Annotated in this window: 15 protein-coding genes; 12 read left to right on the forward strand and 3 right to left on the reverse strand. The window is 50.0% G+C overall.

Going from position 1 to position 20,958, the window contains the following annotated elements:
• The first annotated feature begins 123 nt into the window (after positions 1-123).
• Complete coding sequence (locus tag M493_RS07005) at positions 124-1,407, forward strand: IS110 family transposase (RefSeq protein WP_020959603.1); 1,284 nt, start codon at positions 124-126, stop codon at positions 1,405-1,407.
• 524 nt (positions 1,408-1,931) lie between these two features.
• Here M493_RS07005 and M493_RS07010 read toward each other — a convergent pair.
• Genes M493_RS07010 through M493_RS07020 form a run of 3 tightly spaced genes read right to left on the reverse strand, consistent with a single transcriptional unit; the run spans position 1,932 to position 4,276 of the window.
• The gene (locus M493_RS07010; RefSeq protein WP_020959604.1) at positions 1,932-3,326 is read right to left on the reverse strand and encodes a nucleoside recognition domain-containing protein; all 1,395 of its coding nucleotides are present in this window, start codon (positions 3,324-3,326) and stop codon (positions 1,932-1,934) included.
• Positions 3,295-4,029, reverse strand: coding sequence for a FeoB small GTPase domain-containing protein (locus M493_RS07015; protein WP_020959605.1), 735 nt, complete (start codon positions 4,027-4,029; stop codon positions 3,295-3,297). Before M493_RS07015 ends, M493_RS07010 begins: the two co-directional genes overlap by 32 nt.
• Entirely contained in the window at positions 4,022-4,276 is a 255-nt protein-coding gene (locus M493_RS07020) for a FeoA family protein (protein WP_020959606.1), read from the reverse strand. Before M493_RS07020 ends, M493_RS07015 begins: the two co-directional genes overlap by 8 nt.
• A 298-nt stretch (positions 4,277-4,574) precedes the next feature.
• On the opposite strand from M493_RS07020, the gene M493_RS07025 reads away from it, so the two are divergent.
• From M493_RS07025 to M493_RS07075, 11 genes are all read left to right on the forward strand, one after another.
• On the forward strand, positions 4,575-6,563 hold the full coding sequence (locus tag M493_RS07025; RefSeq protein WP_020959607.1) for an acetoacetate--CoA ligase: 1,989 nt from the start codon (positions 4,575-4,577) through the stop codon (positions 6,561-6,563).
• 176 nt (positions 6,564-6,739) lie between these two features.
• A complete protein-coding gene (locus M493_RS07030; RefSeq protein ID WP_020959608.1) occupies positions 6,740-8,959 on the forward strand; it encodes a helix-turn-helix domain-containing protein in 2,220 nt (739 codons plus the stop codon).
• Between the two features lie 110 nt (positions 8,960-9,069).
• A complete protein-coding gene (locus tag M493_RS07035) occupies positions 9,070-9,930 on the forward strand; it encodes a 3-hydroxyacyl-CoA dehydrogenase family protein (protein WP_020959609.1) in 861 nt (286 codons plus the stop codon).
• A 98-nt stretch (positions 9,931-10,028) separates the two neighbouring features.
• Positions 10,029-10,808 carry an enoyl-CoA hydratase/isomerase family protein gene (locus M493_RS07040; protein WP_020959610.1) on the forward strand — a complete coding sequence of 260 codons (780 nt, stop codon included), beginning with the start codon at positions 10,029-10,031 and terminating at the stop codon, positions 10,806-10,808.
• Between the two features lie 112 nt (positions 10,809-10,920).
• On the forward strand, positions 10,921-12,495 hold the full coding sequence (locus M493_RS07045) for a class I adenylate-forming enzyme family protein (protein WP_020959611.1): 1,575 nt from the start codon (positions 10,921-10,923) through the stop codon (positions 12,493-12,495).
• Positions 12,496-12,556: 61 nt separating this feature from the next.
• Positions 12,557-14,269, forward strand: coding sequence for an acyl-CoA dehydrogenase family protein (locus M493_RS07050; RefSeq protein WP_020959612.1), 1,713 nt, complete (start codon positions 12,557-12,559; stop codon positions 14,267-14,269).
• Between the two features lie 86 nt (positions 14,270-14,355).
• Positions 14,356-15,534, forward strand: a complete 1,179-nt coding sequence (locus M493_RS07055) for an acetyl-CoA C-acetyltransferase (protein ID WP_020959613.1) — start codon at positions 14,356-14,358, stop codon at positions 15,532-15,534.
• A 161-nt stretch (positions 15,535-15,695) separates the two neighbouring features.
• On the forward strand, positions 15,696-17,006 hold the full coding sequence (locus tag M493_RS07060) for an MFS transporter (RefSeq protein ID WP_020959614.1): 1,311 nt from the start codon (positions 15,696-15,698) through the stop codon (positions 17,004-17,006).
• Positions 17,007-17,781: 775 nt separating this feature from the next.
• Complete coding sequence (locus tag M493_RS07065; RefSeq protein ID WP_023817589.1) at positions 17,782-18,990, forward strand: ABC transporter substrate-binding protein; 1,209 nt, start codon at positions 17,782-17,784, stop codon at positions 18,988-18,990.
• Between the two features lie 18 nt (positions 18,991-19,008).
• Positions 19,009-19,881 carry a branched-chain amino acid ABC transporter permease gene (locus M493_RS07070; RefSeq protein WP_020959616.1) on the forward strand — a complete coding sequence of 291 codons (873 nt, stop codon included), beginning with the start codon at positions 19,009-19,011 and terminating at the stop codon, positions 19,879-19,881.
• Positions 19,878-20,867: a branched-chain amino acid ABC transporter permease gene (locus M493_RS07075; RefSeq protein ID WP_020959617.1), complete on the forward strand. Its 990-nt coding sequence runs from the start codon at positions 19,878-19,880 to the stop codon at positions 20,865-20,867. The genes M493_RS07070 and M493_RS07075 overlap by 4 nt, the downstream gene beginning before the upstream one ends.
• Positions 20,868-20,958 lie beyond the last annotated feature (91 nt).

Genomic DNA, 20,958 nt, shown 5'->3' on the forward strand with positions numbered 1-20,958 from the left:
ACAATCTTTATAAATGGAGCATTCCCGTTAGGAGCTTTTCCGGGGACTTGATCAAAAAAAGCCCTCTTGGTATGATGCAGGGGTGCCAAACAATACCTACCATCATGCCAAGGAGGACTTCAGATGAATTGTACACAAAATCAGAAAATCAATCAAGTCACGGAACACACATTGGTCGTGGGCATCGATATCGCGAAACGAACCCACTACGCCTGCTTCGTGGATGACCGGGGGCGCGTGCTTCGCAAGTCGTTCCCGATCTTCCAGTCGAAAGAGGGGTTTCAACAGCTGTATGAAGCGATCCAGGAGGGGAGGAAAGCGTTCGGGAAGGCACAGGTGATCGTCGCCGTGGAGCCGACCGGGCACTACTGGTTGAACCTGGCCTACTTCCTCGAGGAAAACGGGATCCCGCTGGTCATGGTCAACCCGGCGCATGTGTGCCGGTCGAAAGAACTCGATGACAACCTGCCGACGAAACACGACGCCAAAGACGCCCTGGTCATCGCCAGGCTGGCGAAAGACGGGCGATTCCTCGTCCCCCGGCTGCTGCACGAGATCGAAGCGGATTTGCGCGTCGGGAGCACGCTCAAAGAGAAGCTCCGGAAGGAACAGGCGGCGGTGAAAAACGCGATCATCCGTTGGACGGATCGGTATTTTCCAGAGTTTTGGACCGTGTTTCGCGACCTGGGGAAAACAGCGCTGGCGGTGCTGGAGTGGACGCCGCTTCCGGCCGATATGGCGGGTCGGACCGCCGAGGAGCTTCTGGAGGCGTACCGGCAAAGCGAAGGGCTGAAATGCCCGCAGAAAGCGAAAATTCAGGCGTTGATCGACGCCGCGAAGGGCTCGATTGGGGTGACGGAAGGGACGACGATGGCCCGGTTTGAGATCGCCGCGCTCGTCCGCCAATACCGCCAGTTCGAGGCCGAAATCGCAGCGTTGGACGCCGAGTTGAAGGCATTGGTTCAAACAACGATGGAGTATCAATGGCTGAAAACGGTCGACGGGTTGGGAGATGCCACGATCATCGATCTGCTGGCGGAGATCGGCAGTTTTGCCCACTATCGGGACCCGCGTCAATTGGTGAAATTGGCGGGCCTGACGCTCAAGGAGAACTCCTCCGGCCAGCGCAAAGGGCAAAAGCACATCTCGAAGCGGGGACGGAAACGGCTGCGATCGGTGCTGTTTCGGGCGGTGATTCCGCTGATCCGGCACAATGAGGCGTTTCGCGAGCTGCATGAGTACTATACGACCCGGCCCGTCAACCCGCTGACCGGAAAGCAGTCCATCGTCGCGTTATGCCGAAAGCTGTTGAATGTGCTGTTTGCGATTTGCACGAAGAAACAAGCGTTTGACGCGGAGCGAATGAGGCAGGACGTCTTGTCCCATGTTCCACACCGGGCGGCCTAAGGCCTCCCCCCACGAACGGAAGAAGTGTTGGACAACAGGATGACACCGGAGAAGCTGGCGTGATCTCATCCATTCGACCTCGAGTCCCGAAAGGAGCTTGGCCGGCCTCCGCCTGATGACGAGACCGAACGAGGGAATGTTGGCGCAAAGACGCCCGGAGACATGGGAGGGTTCGTCCTCATCAGCGATGCGGAGATCCAAGGGTGCATCGAATACACTTCCTCCCACGTCAGGAAAATGGATCCAGGCGTGGCCACGAAGCGCACCCTAGGTCTGTAAGATATCCACAAAACTGAAAAAGGATGTAAGGGATTTTGTCGAAAAATATTTTTTCGGCACCCCTGAGAGGCCGAAAAGCCTTGATATATCAACATTTCTAGAGGGAGGATGTCCCAAAACGAGAGGGACATCCTTTTTTATCTTTGAAGGTGCTTCATTTGCTGAACAGCGCCCATCTTAAAACAACGCATAGGCGAGAGGATTAGGAAGGGCAGTCTGTTGTTGCATGAATCCCGGGAGAGGAGTCAAATAAGCCCCAACCATCTCGCCAGCTGCGCGGTCGTAAAGGTGACCGCAATGGCGATCGCTGTCGGCAAGGCAAAGGCGACAAACGTCCATTTCGCGCTTTTTGTTTCTTTATAAATGTTGACGAGCGTCGTGCCGCACGGATAGTGAAGCAAGGAAAACAGCATCATATTGAGGGCGGTGAGCCACGTCCAGCCGTGGTCAAGGAAGATTTGCGTAAGCGAATGAAGATCATCGACTTCCGTCAGCGCCCCTGCTGATAAATATCCCATCAACAAAACCGGCACGACAATTTCATTGGCCGGCAGTCCTAAGATGAACGCCGTCAAAATATAGCCATCCAAGCCCAGCGCTTTTGCGAATGGATCGAGCCAGCCGGCGAAAGCGGCTAGTGCGGTCGTATCGCCGAGATGGATATTGCCGAGAATCCACGTGATCACGCCGGCTGGCGCCGCGACCGTGACCGCTCGTTTCAGCACATAAAGCGATTTGTCGAGGGTGGCCCGGATGATCGTTTCGACGATTTTTGGGCGCCGGTATGGCGGCAGCTCCAGCGTGTAATGGGTCGGGATTCCGCGCAAGGCTGTCTTCGATAATATCCATGAAACGGCCAACGTGACGACGATGCCAAACAGCACGATGGCGACGACAACCCCGGCGGTGACGAACGTGTTCCATCCGCCTGTATAGCCGGCCGCCATAAATAAGGATGAAAGCAAGATCAATGTCGGCCAGCGCCCGTTGCACGGAACGAAGTTGTTCGTCAAAATGGCGAGCATCCGCTCGCGCGGCGATTCGATAATGCGTGTTGATATAATGGCCGCCGCGTTGCAGCCGAAGCCCATCGCCATCGTCAACGACTGTTTGCCGTGTGCGCCCGCCTTTTTAAACAGCCGATCCATATTAAAGGCGACGCGCGGCAAGTAGCCATAATTCTCAAGAAGCGCAAACACCGGAAAGAAAATCGCCATCGGCGGCAACATCACGCTGACGACCCAGGCGGTGCCGCGATACAGGCCAAGTATGAGAAGACCGTGCAGCCAATCGGGGGCGTGAACCGCTTGAAAGGCCATGGTGAGATACGTTTCAATCGTTCCGAACAAGCGGGCGAGCGAATCGGAAAATACGTTGGCGCCGGCGATGGTCACGTACAGAACAGCGGCGAGCAGCGCCAGCATAATCGGAAATCCCCACCGCCTTGACGTGACGATCCGGTCAATTTGTTCCGTTCGATTCCGTTTTCCGCTCTTCGCATCGGTGACACATTCCCGGCAAAGCGCGGCTGATGTTTGGAAGATCGAAGTAACGATTTGTTCGCGCGTATCGGCCGGTGCGAATGATTTCGCCTCTTCCATCAATTGGTCAAACCGATTTGACGGATCCGCAACAAGCATATGCGTTTCCCTCCTTGGCCAATGGTCGCGGCGGCTGTTTCAGCGCTTGAAGCAACGAGGCATCACCGTCAAGGAGACGAAGAGCGATCCAACGGGCCGGATACGTGTCCCCCACCATGTCTGTCACGAATGGAAGAAGTCGGGCGATGCCTTGTTCGATTTCCGGGCTGTACCGGATGGAAAGCGGGGTGGTGCTGATGCGGCCCTGGGCCATCGCCTCCACCGCATCGAGCAGCGCATCGATGCCTTCCCGGTTGCGGGCCGATACTGGCACGACCGGCACGCCGAGTTTGGCGGCTAATTTTTCAGTGTGGATATGAATACCGTTCTTTTTCGCTTCGTCGATCAAATTGACCGCAATCACAACGCGGTTCGTCATTTCCAATACTTGAAGCGCCAGATTCAAGTTGCGTTCTAATGCTGTTGCGTCGACGACTACAACCGTGATGTCGGGCCGTTCAAACAGAAGAAAGTCGCGCGCCACTTCTTCGTCGGCAGAGTTGGAATAAAGCGAGTACGTCCCCGGCAAGTCGACGAGGCGGTATGTGGCGCCGCGGTAAGTGAACTCCCCCTCAGCACGGGTGACCGTTTTTCCCGGCCAGTTGCCGGTATGTTGGCGCAAGCCTGTCAAGACGTTGAACAACGTGCTTTTGCCGGTGTTCGGGTTTCCCATTAAGGCCATCGTATACGTCATCTCAGCCATGGTGGATCTTCTCCCCGTAAATATTGTCACTTTCTTCTTTTCGTAATGCGACCGTCGTTCCACAAACGTGATAGGCGGTCGGATCGCCAAGCGGGCTTTTCTGCCCGATTTCGACTTCTCCTCCTGGTACAAATCCTAAATCGAGCAAGCGCCTTTTCAGTATAGGATCGGGAACAGCGAGTTTTACGATGCGAAACCGGTCTCCCGGCCTCATGTCTGAGAGACGGCAATCATTTCCTTGAACCATAAGATTTGCCCTCCTGTTAATATTTTTGATAAAGGACATTTTTTTTACCTAGACCAACTTTTGTGTTTATCATATTCCCGTTTCCCGGTTTTGTCAACAAATTTGTTTCGAAAATGCGCGCACGCTCAGCGGTCATGTTTATGCCAGGGGAAGGACAAAACGTTGCCCATGGATCTTTTTCGATCCATCTGTCGGTGAAACGTATATTCAAAATTATTTGAAATAATGTTATGATATAAATAGTCTGAATAAAATAGCGGCAGAAAGGCGGTGACGGCGTCTCGTGACGCGCGGTAAAATGAAAGCGATTACGGAAGGAACGATCCTTTGGCAACCGACGGATGAACAAGTGAAACACGCAAATATTCAACGCTACATGGATTGGCTGAAAGAAAAAAAAGGGTTGTCGTTCGCCTCGTACCGTCAGTTGTGGACATGGTCGGTCGAACAGCTTGAGCAGTTTTGGGAAACGGTGTGGGAATATAGCGGCGTGCAGGCGGCGACGCCGTACGAATGTGTGCTGCGGGAGCGGAAAATGCCGGGGGCGGAGTGGTTCCCGGGGGCGACGCTCAACTATGTAAGCCACATTTTCCGGCATGCACGCACCGACCGCCCGGCCATCATCTTTCGCTCGGAGCGCGTGCCGTACCGGGAAGTGTCATGGCAGGAGCTCGCCGAAAAAACGGCGGCGATCGCCCGGGCGCTGCGGGAAATGGGAGTAAAGCGCGGCGACCGCGTTGTCGCTTACATGCCGAACATTCCGGAGACGGTGATGGCCTTTTTGGCGTGCGCGTCTATCGGCGCCATTTGGTCAAGCTGCTCACCGGACTTTGGCGCCGGCAGCGTCATTGACCGTTTTGTGCAGATCGAGCCGACGGTCTTGTTTGCGGTTGACGGCTGCCAATACAATGGCAAAGAATTTGACAAAATGCCGGTCGTCTCTGAATTGCGTGCTAAATTGCCGTCGTTAAAAAAGACGGTGCTATTCCCGTATTGGCGCGGACAGATGGAAGCGCCGGATGACGATGTCGTGCTGTGGGACGATGTCGTGGCGGACAAGACGGAGCTCGTGTATGAGGACGTTCCATTTCACCACCCGCTTTGGATTTTGTATTCTTCGGGAACGACCGGTTTGCCAAAGCCAATCGTCCAAGGGCATGGCGGCATTTTGCTTGAGCATTTGAAAGCGCTGGCCATCTCGGAAAATTTGTCGAAAGACAGCACGTTTTTCTGGTTCACGACAACAGGCTGGATGATGTGGAACTTTCTCGTCGGCGGCCTGCTGGCCGGGTCGACCATCGTGCTTTATGACGGCAGCCCGACCTACCCGGATGGCAGCGTCTTATGGGATCTGGCGGAAAAAGCGGGCATCACTCATTTCGGCACGAGCGCGGCGTTTATTAACGTCTGCATGAAGCTCGGCCTCAAACCGAAAGAGCAACATGATCTATCGAAGCTCCAAGCTTTGCTCTCGACCGGCTCGCCGCTGACGGTTGAAGGATTTGCCTGGGTGTATGAAAACGTGAAGGAAGATATTTGCCTCGCATCGTGCAGCGGCGGGACGGATGTGTGTACGGCGTTTGTCGTCGGTTCGCCGATTTTGCCCGTCCGTGCCGGCGTTCTCTCGTGCCGCGCGTTAGGGGCTGATGTGCAGGCGTTTGATGAAAACGGCCGGCCGCTTGTGAATGAAGTCGGCGAGCTTGTCATTACGAAGCCGATGCCGTCGATGCCGCTCTTTTTCTGGAACGACCCGGACGGCGAGCGATACCGGAACAGTTATTTTGATACGTATCCCGGCATTTGGAAGCACGGCGACTGGATCAAAATTGATGAGCAAGGCGGCTGCGTCATTTACGGCCGTTCCGACTCGACGATCAACCGCGCCGGCGTCCGCATGGGCACGAGCGAAATTTACCGCGCCGTCGAAGCGGTTGACGGGGTGTTGGAGAGCCTTGTTGTCGACTTGGAAATGATGGGCAAGCAATCGTTCATGCCGCTCTTTGTCGTTCTCAAGCCGGGCGCGGTGCTCGATGACGAACTGAAAGACCACATTCGCCAATCGATTCGGCAGCACGTTTCGCCGCGGTTTATTCCAGATGAAATTTACGAAGTGAAGGAAATTCCGAAAACGTTAAACGGAAAGAAAATGGAAATCCCGATTCGCAAGCTGCTCTTAGGCTTCCCGCTCGAAAAAGCCGTCAACCCCGGCTCGATGGCGAATCCGGAGGCGCTTGACTTTTTCCTCGAGCTGGCGAAGGCGTTGGCGGCAAAGACGCAGATGAATTAATATTGTTTTCTTGTCCGAATGAAGGGGTTGTTGTTAAGCGTGTTGCTTAATAACAACCTTTCTATGTCTAAAACACAACCTAGCCTATGATTTAGAGAGAAGAGCAGTTGGCGTGGCTCGAACACCTTTTTGAGGGAATAAAAACATGATGCATCAATTATAGTGGGGGGAGCACTATGGACGAAAGCAAGCGGCAAAAGCTGATGAAAAAAATTGAAAATCATTTGCGGGCGACAGCGCGGAAACTTGTGAAGTTTAATACGGAGGGGGAAGCGCTGCAATACTTAGTGAATTCATTCCTGACGGAGCTGGAATGTGATTTGATCGCCATCGTGTTAAAGGAAGGGAATGACGTCGTTCCGACATTGTATCAAGGCGATTTCCGCCGTGGGATTTCCCATCCGCCGATGGCGGTCGCCAGTTGCTTGCCACGGCTGTTTGAAGGGAGCACAACATTTCAAGAAGTGGAGGAAGAGAGCGGCTGCCTATTGATCGACTTATTAAAACGAAACGGCATCCAAACGTGGTTCAGCGTGCCAATTAAAGATGAAGAGCACGAATACGGCATTTGTATGATCGGCTTTCGGCGCCACGTTTCCCTGTTGGCTGAGGCGAGACAACTGTTTGATCATTTTGGTGAAGATGTCGCCCTAGCCATTACGGTCGCCCGGAACAAGGAGACGCAACGGCGAAAAATGGTCGGTCTCGAGTGGCTTGTTCAACACTTGTCGCTTGATACGCCGCTTGAGCGGTTTGTCGAAAAAATTGTAGAGCGGGCCGGAAAAGGAACGAACGCGGGCGGTGCCTGCATGTATTTATACCGGGAAGAGGACAACAGTTTTGTTATTCACCCTCCTTTATACGGCAAAGTGGCTGGCCCGAAACAAGTGATGATGAAAAATAACTATCGGGTCAGCGATTATTTCCCCTTCTTGGAAAGGCCAGGCGGTAATGAGTTAACGGTGCCGCTTGTCGTCAACTTCAAAACGATTGGTGTCTTGCACGTCGAACGGAAAAACGAAGGGACATTTACAAAGGAAGATGCCGAGATCTTGGATATGATCGCAAACTACGTGGCCGTGATACTAGAAAATGTCCGCCTGTACCAGCAGGAGAGGGATCATACGCATCGCCTCCGCCTGCTGCTTCAATATCAACAAACGTTGATGAAAGAAACGATCCGGCATGAAGATTTTCAAGGCATTACGAAAACATTCAGCCAGATGTTTGGCAAGGCGGTTATCGTATTTAACCGTTTTATGCAGCCGATCGCGCATGAACGAAAAGGGCTGAGCGAGCAACAGCTTGAGCGAATTGCGAAGCAGGCGTTGAATCAAGCACCAGGCCAAAACTATATGGGAGGGCATATCCAGCTTGATGGGCTGCCTGACTTGTCGATTGTAGTTTGGCCGATCCATCATGGCGGAGATGCGGTCGGTTATTTGGCGATTGAAGCATTGCCAAACGAAATGGATGATTTTTTTCTCCTCGGGGTGGAGTTGGCCCGCAATATTTTTGCAATTCAATTTATGAAACAAAAGCTTGTGTTTGAGACGAAAGAACAGCTGAAAGACAGTTTTTTGCATAAGTTGTTGGCTGCGGAAATCGAAGATGAAGGGAGCATCATCCAGTACGCCAACGTCTTTCAATGGAACATTTTTGAAGAACATCGGCTTGCTGTGTTGCACTTGCAGTCGGATGAACTGAATGAGAGGGATGATTTTGTTAAACAAAATGCGGAGAAGACGGCGCTTTGGAACCAACTGAAAGGCCGGATCGCCGCCGAGGACTCCGGGGTGTTGTGCGGAACTGTCGAGAATCAATATATTTTGATCGCCCCAGCGGCAAGAGAAAAAAAGAATCCGGAAAAATATTGGAGCGAATGGCAGCAGCGGATCAGCCGTTGGATCAAGGAAGAAAAAGCGTCGTATCGTGCCTTTTTCGGGATCGGGGGAAAGACCGCATCGATTGGCAATTATTATGTTTCCTACCGGCAGGCGGTGCAGGCGCTGCAAGTGATGCTCCGCAATTTTCCCAGAAAGAGTGTAGCGTTTTTTGACGAGCTCGGAGCGTATACGGTATTGCACCATTTAAAAGAAACCGAAGCCGCGGGACTGTTTGTCGACAAATACCTTGGCCCGCTGCTTCGGCATTGTTCAGGGCGGAATGCGGACTGGCTGCAAACAGTGCGTGTCTTCCTTGAATGCAACGGTCATGTAACAGAAACGGCGGAAAGACTGTACATTCATCGCAGCACCCTTCAATACCGGCTTGAAAAAATTGAAGACATGCTCGGTTTTTCTTTGCAAGATGCAGAGCAACGGTTCAACTTGATGATGGCATGGAAATTATATGACCTGTATGGCTTGTCTTCCTTCAAAATGCCGAAAAAATGAGTGTGTTTTCCTGCATAATGCAGGTATTTTTTTATTTTCATCTTCTTTATAATTAGTAACAAAAGTACAACAATACCGAAAATTAAAAAAATATAAGGAGGACTTGCCAAATGGTCACAACGATCGGAGTCGTAGGAGCCGGCACAATGGGAAGCGGCATCGCCAATTTAGCTGCCTTATCAGGATTTTCTGTCATGTTAGTCGATCTCGACGAGCAGGCGCTGCCAAAAGCGCGCTCGCGAATGGAAGCGTTTATGGACAAAAGCGTCGCCAAAGGAAAAATGACGGCCGAGCAAAAACATGAAGCGCTAGAAAGAGTGAGAACATCGACCAACTTGCATGACATGAAGCAGGCCGATATCGTCATTGAAGCCGTCATCGAAAACATGAAGGTGAAAAAAGAGGTCTTTTCTCAGTTGGACAACATTGCACCGGAACACGCCATTTTAGCCACGAATACGTCATCAATGTCCATCACAGAAATCGCTTCTGCCACCAACCGTCCAAGCCAAGTCGTCGGCATGCATTTTTTCAATCCCCCACAACTCATGAAACTTGTTGAAGTCGTACGCGGATACAAGACGAGCGATGAAACGGTTGAGCGGACGAAAGAACTCGCCCGGAAACTGAATAAAGAGCCGGTGGAAGTGAAAAAAGATTCCCCGGGGTTCATTGTCAACCGCATTATGATTCCGCAATTCATCGAGGCGATCCGTCTTGTCGAAGAAGGAGTCGCTTCCATGGAAGATATCGACAAAGCGGTGACGCTTGGGTTGAACTACCCGATGGGGCCGTTCACACTGCAAGATTTCGCCGGAGTTGATATCGGTTTGCACGTGATGGACTATTTTTACCAAGAGTTTAAGGATGACCGGTTTGCCGCTCCTTTGTTGTTGAGACAGCTTGTCCGGGCGGGAAGGCTCGGCCGAAAAACGGGAGCGGGGTTCTATGATTATGACGACGAACGGTAAGTGAAGCGGCGGCGCTTGCCGCTGTTTCAGATGAATGTGTGGGCGCGTCGCTTTCACTATGACGAGAATCATCTTGCCATATAGGGGAGGAATGAACCGTGAACTACGAATTTTTGCAATATGAAATCGACCATCGGACAGCCGTTGTGTATATCGACCGTCCGCCGCTCAATCCGTTGAATACGAAAGTGTTTCGTGAGCTGGCGGCGCTCATCGACGAACTGGACGCCAATTCACAAGTCGGGGCGATCATCATTACCGGAACAGGGGAAAAAGCGTTTGTCGCCGGAGCGGATATCCATGAAATGATGAATCTCGACTTGGCCGGCATGATGGAAATGAACAAAATTTCGCGGGCGACGTTCTCCAAGATTGAAAGCGCCTCCAAACCGGTGATTGCGGCTGTAAACGGATTGGCGCTCGGCGGGGGATGCGAATTGGCGCTTGCGTGCGATTTGCGCATTTGTTCCGAGAATGCGAAGTTTGCGTTTCCGGAAGTCAATCTCGGCATCATCCCAGGCGGCGGCGGGACACAGCGGCTGCCGCGCATCGTCGGTCAAGGAGTGGCAAAAGAATTGCTTTATTTCGGTGAAATGATCGATGCCAAGCGGGCGCTTGCCATTCATTTAGTAAATAAAGTCGTTCCAGCTGACGAACTTTTGCCAACGGCGAAAGAATGGGCTGAAAAATTGGCGCAAAAACCGGCCATTGCCATGCGCATGCTCAAAGAAGCGGTCAACACGGGGGCCAATGTGGACTTGCAGTCAGGGCTGATCGTGGAAACGGCTTGCTTCGGGAACGCGTTTGCGACCGAAGACCGGAAAGAAGGAATGCGGGCGTTTGCCGAAAAGCGGAAGCCAGTGTTTGTCGGCAAGTAATGTTTCAGTTCACGAGGCGCAGCCAACATCACTGTACGATCTATTCAGTCATCAACCGCCCGAGTGTCTAAGTGAAGAAAAGTAATTCGAAAACTAAGAAAGGGTGTTGCAGATGACGGAAAAAATCCCCGCTGTACATGAGGTGTTGATTCGTTCTTTTCAACAAGTTCCTGAGAGCAAAGAAGTCGCTTTTGATGGTTATCGGCGCATGACGTACAAGGAATTGGTCGACCATGTCGAATCTATGGCCGCTACTCTGGCGTCGTTAGGGATCCAAAAAGGAGACCGAGTGATCGTTTGTTTGCCGAATTGGAATGAATTTTTGGTCATTTACTTCAGCCTCGCCCGCCTTGGCGCCATTCTTGTTCCGTGCAATCCACGCTATGGTGAAGAGGAACTGATGTATATACTGGAAAACTCCAAAGCGACAGCCGCTTTTCTTATGGGAGAGTTCGGACATATCGATCTGTTTGCGTCACATACTGGTGCAGGCAGTTCACTAAATCATATTTTTACCGTGCGATTCCAACAAAAAGGGTGCTACTCGTTTGAGGACTTAATCGAATTAGGAAAACGTTTGCCTGCTGCTCCGCCAGTCGCCGTGGATGCCGGGGAAGATGTGTTTTCCATTTTGTATACGTCGGGTACAACCGGGAAGCCAAAAGGGGTCATGTTAACGCATCAAAATGTTATTTATGCAGCAAAACAGGCAGTGGAAACGATGAACTGCACAGTGAACGACGTGTTTCTTGTTGCCGTACCAGTTTTTCATGTGTTCGGAATGGTTCCGTCAATATTGTCCGCCGTATGGGTCGGGGCGCGCCTTGTCTTGATGGAACGGTATAAGGCGGAGGAAGCGCTGCAGCTGATCGAACAAGAAAAGGTCACAATTCACCATGGCGTCCCGACGATGTTTATTTTGGAGCTGAACCATCCGAACTTTAGCCGGTACCAGTTGTCCTCGCTGCGCACGGGCATTATCGCCGCCGCCCCTTGCCCTGAGGAAGTCGTAAGGAAAATTCGTACGCAAATGGGCTGCGATGTTGTCATTTCATACGGATTGACCGAGACATCCTCCGTTGTTACGATTACAAGTTTTGATGACAGCGACTCTGTTCGCTCGGAAACAGTCGGAAAGGCGGCGCCAGGTGCACAAGTGAAAGTCGTTGATGATCATCGGAAAGAAGTGAACATCGGGGAAGTAGGGGAGTTGGCTTGCAAAAGTCCGGGAGTGATGAAAGGATATTACGGAATGCCGGAAAAAACACAAGAAGTGATCGACGAGGAAGGATGGTTTTATACCGGTGATTTAGCGACAATCGATGAAAACGGATATGTGCGGATTGTCGGGCGGAAGAAAGAAATGATTATTCGTGGCGGCTACAACATTTATCCACGGGAAATCGAGGAAATTTTCTACAAACACCCAAGCGTGATGGAAGTGGCGATCATTGGGCTGCCGGATACTGTTTTAGGAGAAATATCTTGCGCTGTCATTAAGCTGAGGCCGCATTGCATGGAAGACGAAGAGTCGATGAAGGCGTATATTACAGGCAAAGTCGCTGATTACAAAGTGCCCGATCGCATCATGTTTGTCGAAGAGTTGCCTGTCACACCGAGCGGAAAAATTAAAAAAGTAGCCCTTCGCGAAATGATGGAGGAACGGTTAAAATCAACGCTTCGTTAGATCAAGTTTTTCAATGATCGGTAAGTATAGACGGAAGGACGAAACAAGGGGGCGGTTGACTGTGGCAAGGATAAAAGAATATAAAGGTGGGCGTTTCATCCATGAACATGTCGCCGCTAAGGACGTGTTTACTCCGGAGGACTTTACTCCTGAACATCGTATGCTGGCGGATATGACGGAAAAGTTTATCATGAAGGAAGTCATGCCCGCCTTAGAAAACATTGAGGCACAACAGTTTGACGAAGCCGTCCGTTTATTGAAGAAAGCGGGTGAGCTCGGGTTATTGGGGGCCGATATCCCCGAGCGGTATGGCGGACAGCATTTGGATAAGATCAGTTCATGCATCATCAGTGAAAAGGTGGCCTTAGGCCGGTCATTTGCCGTGACGTTCAGCGGGCAAGTAGGAATCGGATCGTTGCCCATTGTCTTTTTTGGCACAGAGGAGCAAAAGGAAGCTTATTTGCCGCATGTTGTGACCGGTGACAAAATCGGCGCCTATGCGTTAACGGAACCAACTTCCGGCACAGATGCGCTGGCCGCGAAAACATCGGCGCGCCTATCTGAGTGTGGGCGGTATTACATTTTGAACGGTGAAAAACAGTGGATTACGAACTCGGCGTTTGCGGATTTCTTTATCGTTTTTGCCAAAGTAGACGGACAGCAGTTCACGGCGTTTATCGTTGATAAAGACTATGAAGGGGTATCCGTTGGACCGGAAGAGAAAAAGATGGGGTTAAAAGGTTCCTCAACTCGTTCTTTGATTCTTGACGACGTAAAAGTCCCGGTGTCCAATGTGTTAGGGGAAATCGGAAAAGGACATGTCATTGCGTTTAATATTTTAAACATCGGCCGCCATAAGCTTGCGGCCGCCGCTTTAGGAATGGCCAAGCGGGCGCTCGAATTATCGGTGAAATACGCCAAGGAACGAAAGCAGTTCGGCCGTTCGTTGGCCGAATTCGGTCTCATTCAAACGAAAATCGCCGATATGGCGATCAAGACATATGTGAACGAAAGCATGATTTACCGCACGGCGGGCGCCCTTGAACAAGGGTGGAGGACAGGAAACGACTGCATCGCTCAAACGATTGCTGATTACGCGGTGGAATGTTCGATTAACAAAGTATTCTCGACCGAAGTGCTTGATTTTGTTGTTGATGAAGCGGTGCAAATCCATGGCGGATACGGCTATATGGCCGAGTATGAGGTTGAAACGCTTTATCGTGATGCGCGAATTTATCGCATTTTTGAGGGAACGAATGAAATCAACCGAATTGTCATCGCTTCAACATTGTTGCGAAATCGCTTCTCTCCACCTAAAGAGGAATGCATTCAAGGGGAACAAGTTGTCGAGTTGACCGACAAAGCCAAGCAGCTTCATGATATGAAGTCGTTGTTTTGGGCGATGGCTGATGCGATCCAAAAACGGTATGCCGGGCACGAAGTGGCACAGGAGCTTCTAGCCTATTTAGCGGATATGGCCATACAAATTTACGCGATGGAAAGCGCTTTGTTAAGGGCAGAAAAAGCGATAGCGAAAAACGGTGTCAACATGGAAGAACAAAAGAAAAACTATGTGCAAGTATACATTCAAGAGACAGTTCAGCAACTGCTTGGCCGTTCGTTGAACGTTGCCCTGTATTTGCAAGACGAACGACTCGCAAAACGGGTTTCACAAGGTATAGAGGCAGTTATGCAGGAACCGCTGGCAGATGTGATTACGCTAAAGCGCCGCATTGCTGAAAAAGTGATTCAACACGAAACGTATGTGAAGTAGCCAACGGCACGTTCATGAATGGCGATCGTTTTGGTTCGAAAGTGTTCTATGGAACGAAAAGGAAAAAGACGGAGAGGGGAAAGAGGATGTATACGGAGATTGTATTGCTTGAAGGAGCGCGCACACCATTTGCCAAATTTTGTGGTTCGTTTCGCGATATTTCTGCAACCGATCTCGGGGCCATTGCGGCGCGGGAAGCGATAAAAAAAGCAAGAATCGAGCCGGAAGAAATCGACCATGTCGTATTTGGCAACGTGCAACAGTCAAGCCGTGACGCCCATTTGCTGGCGCGCCACGTCGGTTTGAAGGCAGAGGTGCCGATCGACGTGCCGGCCGTGACGGTGAACCGACTGTGCGGAACGGGGCTCGAGGCGATTATTATGGCGGCGCGCCTAATTGTAACCGGGGAAGCGAACGTTGTGCTGGCGGGAGGCACTGAAAACATGAGCCAAGTGCCGCATGTCATTCGCGGCATGCGCTGGGGGACGGCATTAGGGAGCCCGACGGTCGAGGATTGGCTTTGGGATGGGCTGTACGACACGGTTGGCGGCTGCAGCATGGCCATCACTGCGGAAAATTTAGCGAAAAAATATCATATTACCCGCGAAGAAGTAGACCAACACGCCCTCCGCAGCCATGAGCGGGCGCTGGCAGCCATCGAACAAGGGTACTTCCGCCAAGAAATCGTTCCTGTACCGGTAAAAGGGAAGAAAGGAGAAACGACGGTTGATACAGACGAACACCCGCGCAAAACGAGCTTAGAGCAGCTGCAAGCCCTGCAACCGCGCTTTTTGGAAAACGGCGTCGTGACGCCAGGCAATGCGAGCGGAATGAACGATGGAGCGGCAGCAGTGATCGTTGCTTCGGCAGAATACGCGGCCAAACGCGGCTTAAAACCGCTCGCCCGCCTCGTTTCGTGGGGGGTCGTCGGCGTTGAGCCGCAATACATGGGAATCGGCCCAGTTCCAGCGATTCGACAAGCGCTCGATAAAGCGAATTTATCAATCGATGACCTCGACTTAATCGAAATCAACGAAGCATTTTCGGCCCAATATTTAGCTTGCCAAAAAGAATTGGGCTTTAGCGATGACAAAGGCAACGTCAACGGCGGGGCGGTCGCGCTTGGCCATCCGTTGGCCGCTTCGGGGACACGGATTACGTTGACGCTCGTTTATGAGTTGGCCAGAAGAGGAAAGAAATATGGCGCTTCCTCGCTATGCATCGGCGGCGGCCAAGGCATTGCGGCGATTTGGGAGAGATTGTAACTTAAAAGATGGTGAGTGGAATTTTTTGAATACCTGATTATCGCCGGTCAGTCCTACCACTAGGCGGCCGTCAAACAAAAGGATGTGTTGGGCAAAAGGGGCGCTGTGCCGGCGAGTCAAGCAGGTTGCCACCCACACAACGAACAAAAGGAGGGCATTTTATGCAAAAGATGAATGTCGAGTCGATAGAACAAAGAACTATCCAAAAGACGATTTCGAGGATTTTACCGTTTGTTTTGATTTTATATATTGTTGCCTACTTAGACCGTGTCAATCTAGGATATGCCGCGCTTGATATGAATGCAGAGCTAGCTCTTTCGGCGGAAGTGTTTGGTCTGTTATCAGGGATATTTTTTATCGGATATTTTCTGTTTGAAGTGCCAAGCAACATGATTTTGCATAAGGTGGGCGCCAGAGTATGGATTGCCCGCATTATGATTACATGGGGAGTAATTGTTATCTTAACCGGGTTTGTACAATCAGCCGCTCATCTATATATCTTGCGTTTCTTATTAGGGGTTGCGGAAGCAGGATTTTTCCCCGGGATTCTTTTGTATTTCACTTATTGGTTTCGAAAGCGGGAACGGGCGATTGCCACTTCTGTTTTAATACTGGCATTGCCGATCGGATCCGTTATCGGCGCTCCATTATCGACATGGATTATGGATGTTGTTCAATGGGGCGGGTTGTCCGGTTGGAGATGGATGTTCATTTTAGAAGGAATTCCGGCTGTTGTGTTGGGCATCATCACATTATTTTATTTGACGGAGAGACCGAAACAGGCCAAATGGTTGAAGAAGGAAGAAAGGGAGTGGCTTGAAGGGGAACTCGAAAAAGAGCGAGAAGAAAGCAGGCTTGTCAATAAAACATCGAAGAAGGAAATGTTGAAGGATAGTAGAGTTTGGATGTTGACACTAGTTTACTTTGCGGATTACACTGCCATGTACGGACTAGGTTTTTGGCTCCCATCCATCGTAAAATCGTTTACGGAAAATGTTTCATCCAATTTACAAATTGGTTGGATCAGCATGATTCCTGCGTTAGTCGGTGCGATTTCCTTGCTGTTGATGGGCTGGAACGCAAGCAGGACGAATTCCCATCGGGCGCATGTCACCGTGAGTCTTTTCATTGCTTTCATAGGCTTTCTTGCGAGTGCTTTTGCCACAAGCTCTACGGTGATGATTATTTGCCTGTCCTTTGCGGCGATCGGTTTATATGGTTTTGCCGGTGTATATATGGCGTACATGACGTTCTTTTTCACAGAGTCGACCGCTCCAGTAGGAATTGCGCTCGTGAATTCTTTAGCTTCATTAGGGGGATTCCTTGGACCGATGATATTCGGATTCGTTACGGTGAAAACCGGGATGCTTTTGTTAGCGGGCTTGGCTGTTATCGGTGCGTATACAGCTTTGGTTTTGAAAAGCAGACAGTCGGTGAACCTCCACGTAGAACCTAAGTTTGAGAGCAACTAGGAAAGTGATCGCCCCTTGGCCCTTTTGTTGCTAAGAGGTAGGCGGAGGTCAATATCTTTTTATCATCTCGCATCGAGAAGTTCCCTAGTTATCTATAAGTTATCCTCTTATTTTGAAACAAAACAGTTTTCTTTTTGCACATTCTTTCAGAACCCTCTCGTTTCTGAAGGAATGTGCTAAATTTTTTGCAGATGATTTCGGATGAACAAACAAAATGATTTTCCATATTTCGCTTCAGCCGTCCGGGCGTGCGGTTTCAACGCTTCTTTCAGCAGGGGGCGGGATTTGCGACAAACCTTATGGCCTCGTGTTGTGCGCTTAGATGCCGGGCGCTTTGGCGGGATGAGTTGTGCCTGTTGCAAGAGAGCCTCAAAGCAGAACGTTTTGCTTTCGACTTCAAAAAAGCAAAGGTCACACCCTCCCCCGTGAGCGGTTGCCGTCCAGCCGGATCAACGTTGGCCCATCGGTTTTAGACGATATTTGCAAAGTACGTATTACGGATAGATTACGAAAGTGTAAAAAACGAAATGTTCTTTTTTGAGAAAAGGCGTATTTATACAAAAAACTAAGCGATATTTAGATCGTTTTTCCTATACGTTTTTTTATCTAAATTTTAAATAATGTGTTGAATTTTCTAAAAGTATTATATATTATAAAAATTGAAATGTTCGAAACAGTGAAAACTAAGGGGGGAGAAGAGGAAAGGCAAAGAAATGAAAAGCAAGAAAATGAAAGCGTTTTAAATGACCATGACATTGACAAAGGGGGGCTTGGAATGAGAAGGAAAGTTTCTTTCATCGTGCTAGCCATTTTGTTAACGGTGTTGTCGGCTTGCGGCAACAGTGCCATCCAGTCGACAGCGCAGAAAGAAGAGGAAGCGCCTAAGGACGATGGAACGATTAAAATTGGTGCTCTTTTGCCGAAATCAGGTGTATATGCGTCTCTAGGGAAAAATTTGGAGATGGGAATGGAGCTCTATTTTGAAAGCATCGGTTGGAAAGTCGCCGGAAAGGATATTCAGCTTATCGTGGAAGATACGGAGGCCGACCCACAAGTGGGTCTTAGAAAAGCAAGAAAGTTGATCGATCAAGACCAAGTGCATTTGTTGACAGGCACCGTCAGTACGGCGGTGGCTTACGCCATTCGGGATGAAGTGGATAAGAAAAAGATGCCATTTCTCGTCTCCCATGCAGGGGGCAATGATTTGACAAGAAGCAAACGAAGCGATTACATTTGGAGATCGTCGTTTTCTTCGTGGCAGATCGGCCATTCACTTGGTCAGTGGGCATACGATCATATCGGAAAGACGGTGTATATTGCCGCGGCCGATTATGCGTTTGGCCGTGAGGTTTCCGCTGCATTTAAAGAAGCGTATACAGCAGCGGGCGGAAAAGTGGTCGGAGAGGTATATCCGCCTTTAGAAAACAATGATTACTCTTCGTATTTGACAACGATCAAAAACGCTAAAGCAGATGCGGTATACGCCTTCTTTGCCGGCAGCGATGCGGTTAAGTTTGTGCAGCAATACGAACAATTCGGGCTGAAAAAGGACAAAAAATTAATTGGCTCCGGTTGGCTTGTGTCTGAAGATGTCCGAGGCCAGCAAGGAAACGCGGGAGTCGGGACGGTGTCATCGATTTTCTGGGAGTATCATTTAGATACGAAAGAGAATAAAGAGTTTGTCAGCGCCTTTGAGAAAACATACAATGCCCGTCCGACGATTGAAGCGCTAGAAGGCTATGATGCAGCGAGAATTATCGCTGAAGCGTTGGAGAAGACTGGCGGCGATGCTTCCGACCCCGATAAAGTCGTTGAGGCGATTTCCAACGTTCAGTTTGTGAGCCCGCGGGGGCCCATTCAGTTTGATAAAGAAACTCATCATATTATCCAAAATATGTATATCACTGAAACGATTCTAGTAAATGGGAAAGCGGAAAATAAAGTGATTGAAGTCGTTGAGAAAGTGAAAGATCCTGGACAATAAAACGGAGGGAGAAGAAAGATGGACATTATTGCCGCTCAACTCGTCAACGGCGTGTCGTACGGCATGTTGTTGTTTGTGATCACTTGCGGCTTATCGTTAGTATTTGGAATACTGGGGGTATTGAACCTCGCCCACGGTTCGTTATATATGATCGGAGCGTATGTTGCCTATACGATGACGACGCAACTATTTGAAAACTTTTGGCTCGCCCTAATGATCGCACCACTCGTTGTAGCCGTTTTGTCCCTCATCATCGAACTCATCTTGCTGAGGCCAACCTACCATTTAGGGCATTTGTCCCAAGTGCTGTTAACATTCGGATTAGCCTATGTCATTCACGATGTTACGTCCATCATATGGGGATCGGATGTGTTATCGATCCCCCTCCCTTCTTTTTTGTCGGAGACATTGCATTTCTTTGACCAAGAGTTTCCGGCCTATCGGGTGTTTGTGATTGCTGCGGGGGTCGTGTTGGCGTCCTGTTTATGGTTTGTCCAAGAAAAAACGCGCTGGGGGGCTATTATTCGCGCCGGGCTGAGTGACAAAGAAATGATTAGTGCGTTAGGAGTCAATATCAAGCTCGTCTTTACCGCTGTCTTTCTTGTCGGCGGTTATCTAGCAGGGCTCGGCGGGGTGATCGCTTCACCGATTCTTGGCTTATACCCAAGCATGGAGTTTCAAACATTAATTTTAGCTTTAGTCGTTCTTGTTGTCGGTGGTCTTGGATCGATTGCCGGGACGTTTGTCGCTAGTCTCGTTGTTGGGATTGTGGAGACGTTTGGCCGCTTTCTTGTGCCGGAGCTTAGTTTGTTCCTTGTATTTGGGCTTATGGCTGTCATTTTGATTTTCAAGCCGAATGGATTACTTGGAAAGCAGGTGATCAAGCATTGAAGAAACAAATTTTTATCGGTATGGCCGCTGTCATCTTGTTTATTGCCGTCCCCTTTGTCTTTTCATTGTTTTATCTTAATCTGCTTGCCGAAATTTTGATTTTAGCGATTTTTGCCCTTAGTTTGAACGTGCTTGTCGGCTATACGGGCCTCGTTTCATTAGGGCATGCCGCCTTTTTCGGGATTGGGGCGTATGCGTCGGCCCTTCTGGCGAAAGAGTGGTCACCGCAGTTTCTGTTGATCATTTTGGCTTCGGTTTTGATTGCGGCAGCGGCAGCGGCGGTCATCGGCCTTTTTTGCGTCAAAACGAGCGGGTTTTATTTTCTTATGTTGACATTAGCCTTTTCACAAATGATTTATTCGTTTGTCCATCAATCGACTACCATAACAGGCGGGTCGAACGGGCTGTCCGGGTTGCCGAGCCCGTTGTTGGGATCAGTGGATCTGTCCAATCCCGTTTTCCTTTATTATGCGATTTTGCTTGTCTTTGTCATCGTCTACATCGTTTTAAGTTTGATTGTCCAATCTCCATTTGGTCATGTATTGATTGGAATTCGCGAAAATGAAATGCGGATGAAGGCGATGGGGTATAACACCGCCTTGTATAAATACATTGCGTTTATGATAGCCGGGGCTATCGGAGGGGTTTCGGGCGCTTTATACGCCAACTTTAACGGTTTTGTTTCGCCAAACGATGTGTACTGGACGATGTCAGGATCGGTGCTCATTATGGTGTTGATCGGTGGGGCCGGGACGATGATCGGTCCGGTGTTGGGGGCGGCGTTTATCGTTGTGTTGGAAACGATCGTCAGCTCTTATACAACGGTATGGACGATGATCATCGGGATCATTTTCATCCTCTTTGTTGTGTTTATGCCGAAAGGGCTTGTCGGCTTTGCCCATATGGTTCAAACACTAACAGCTCATAGGCTCCCGGTTTCACAAAAAGGAGCGAAAACATTGGTGAACAATGAAGCCAATCAATAAGGAGCATTCCCGTTAGGAGCTTTTCCGGGGACTTGATCAAAAAAAGCCCTCTTGGTATGATGCAGGGGTGCCAAACAATACCTACCATCAT

Source organism: Geobacillus genomosp. 3, from assembly GCF_000445995.2.
Classification (GTDB): Bacteria; Bacillota; Bacilli; order Bacillales; family Anoxybacillaceae; genus Geobacillus.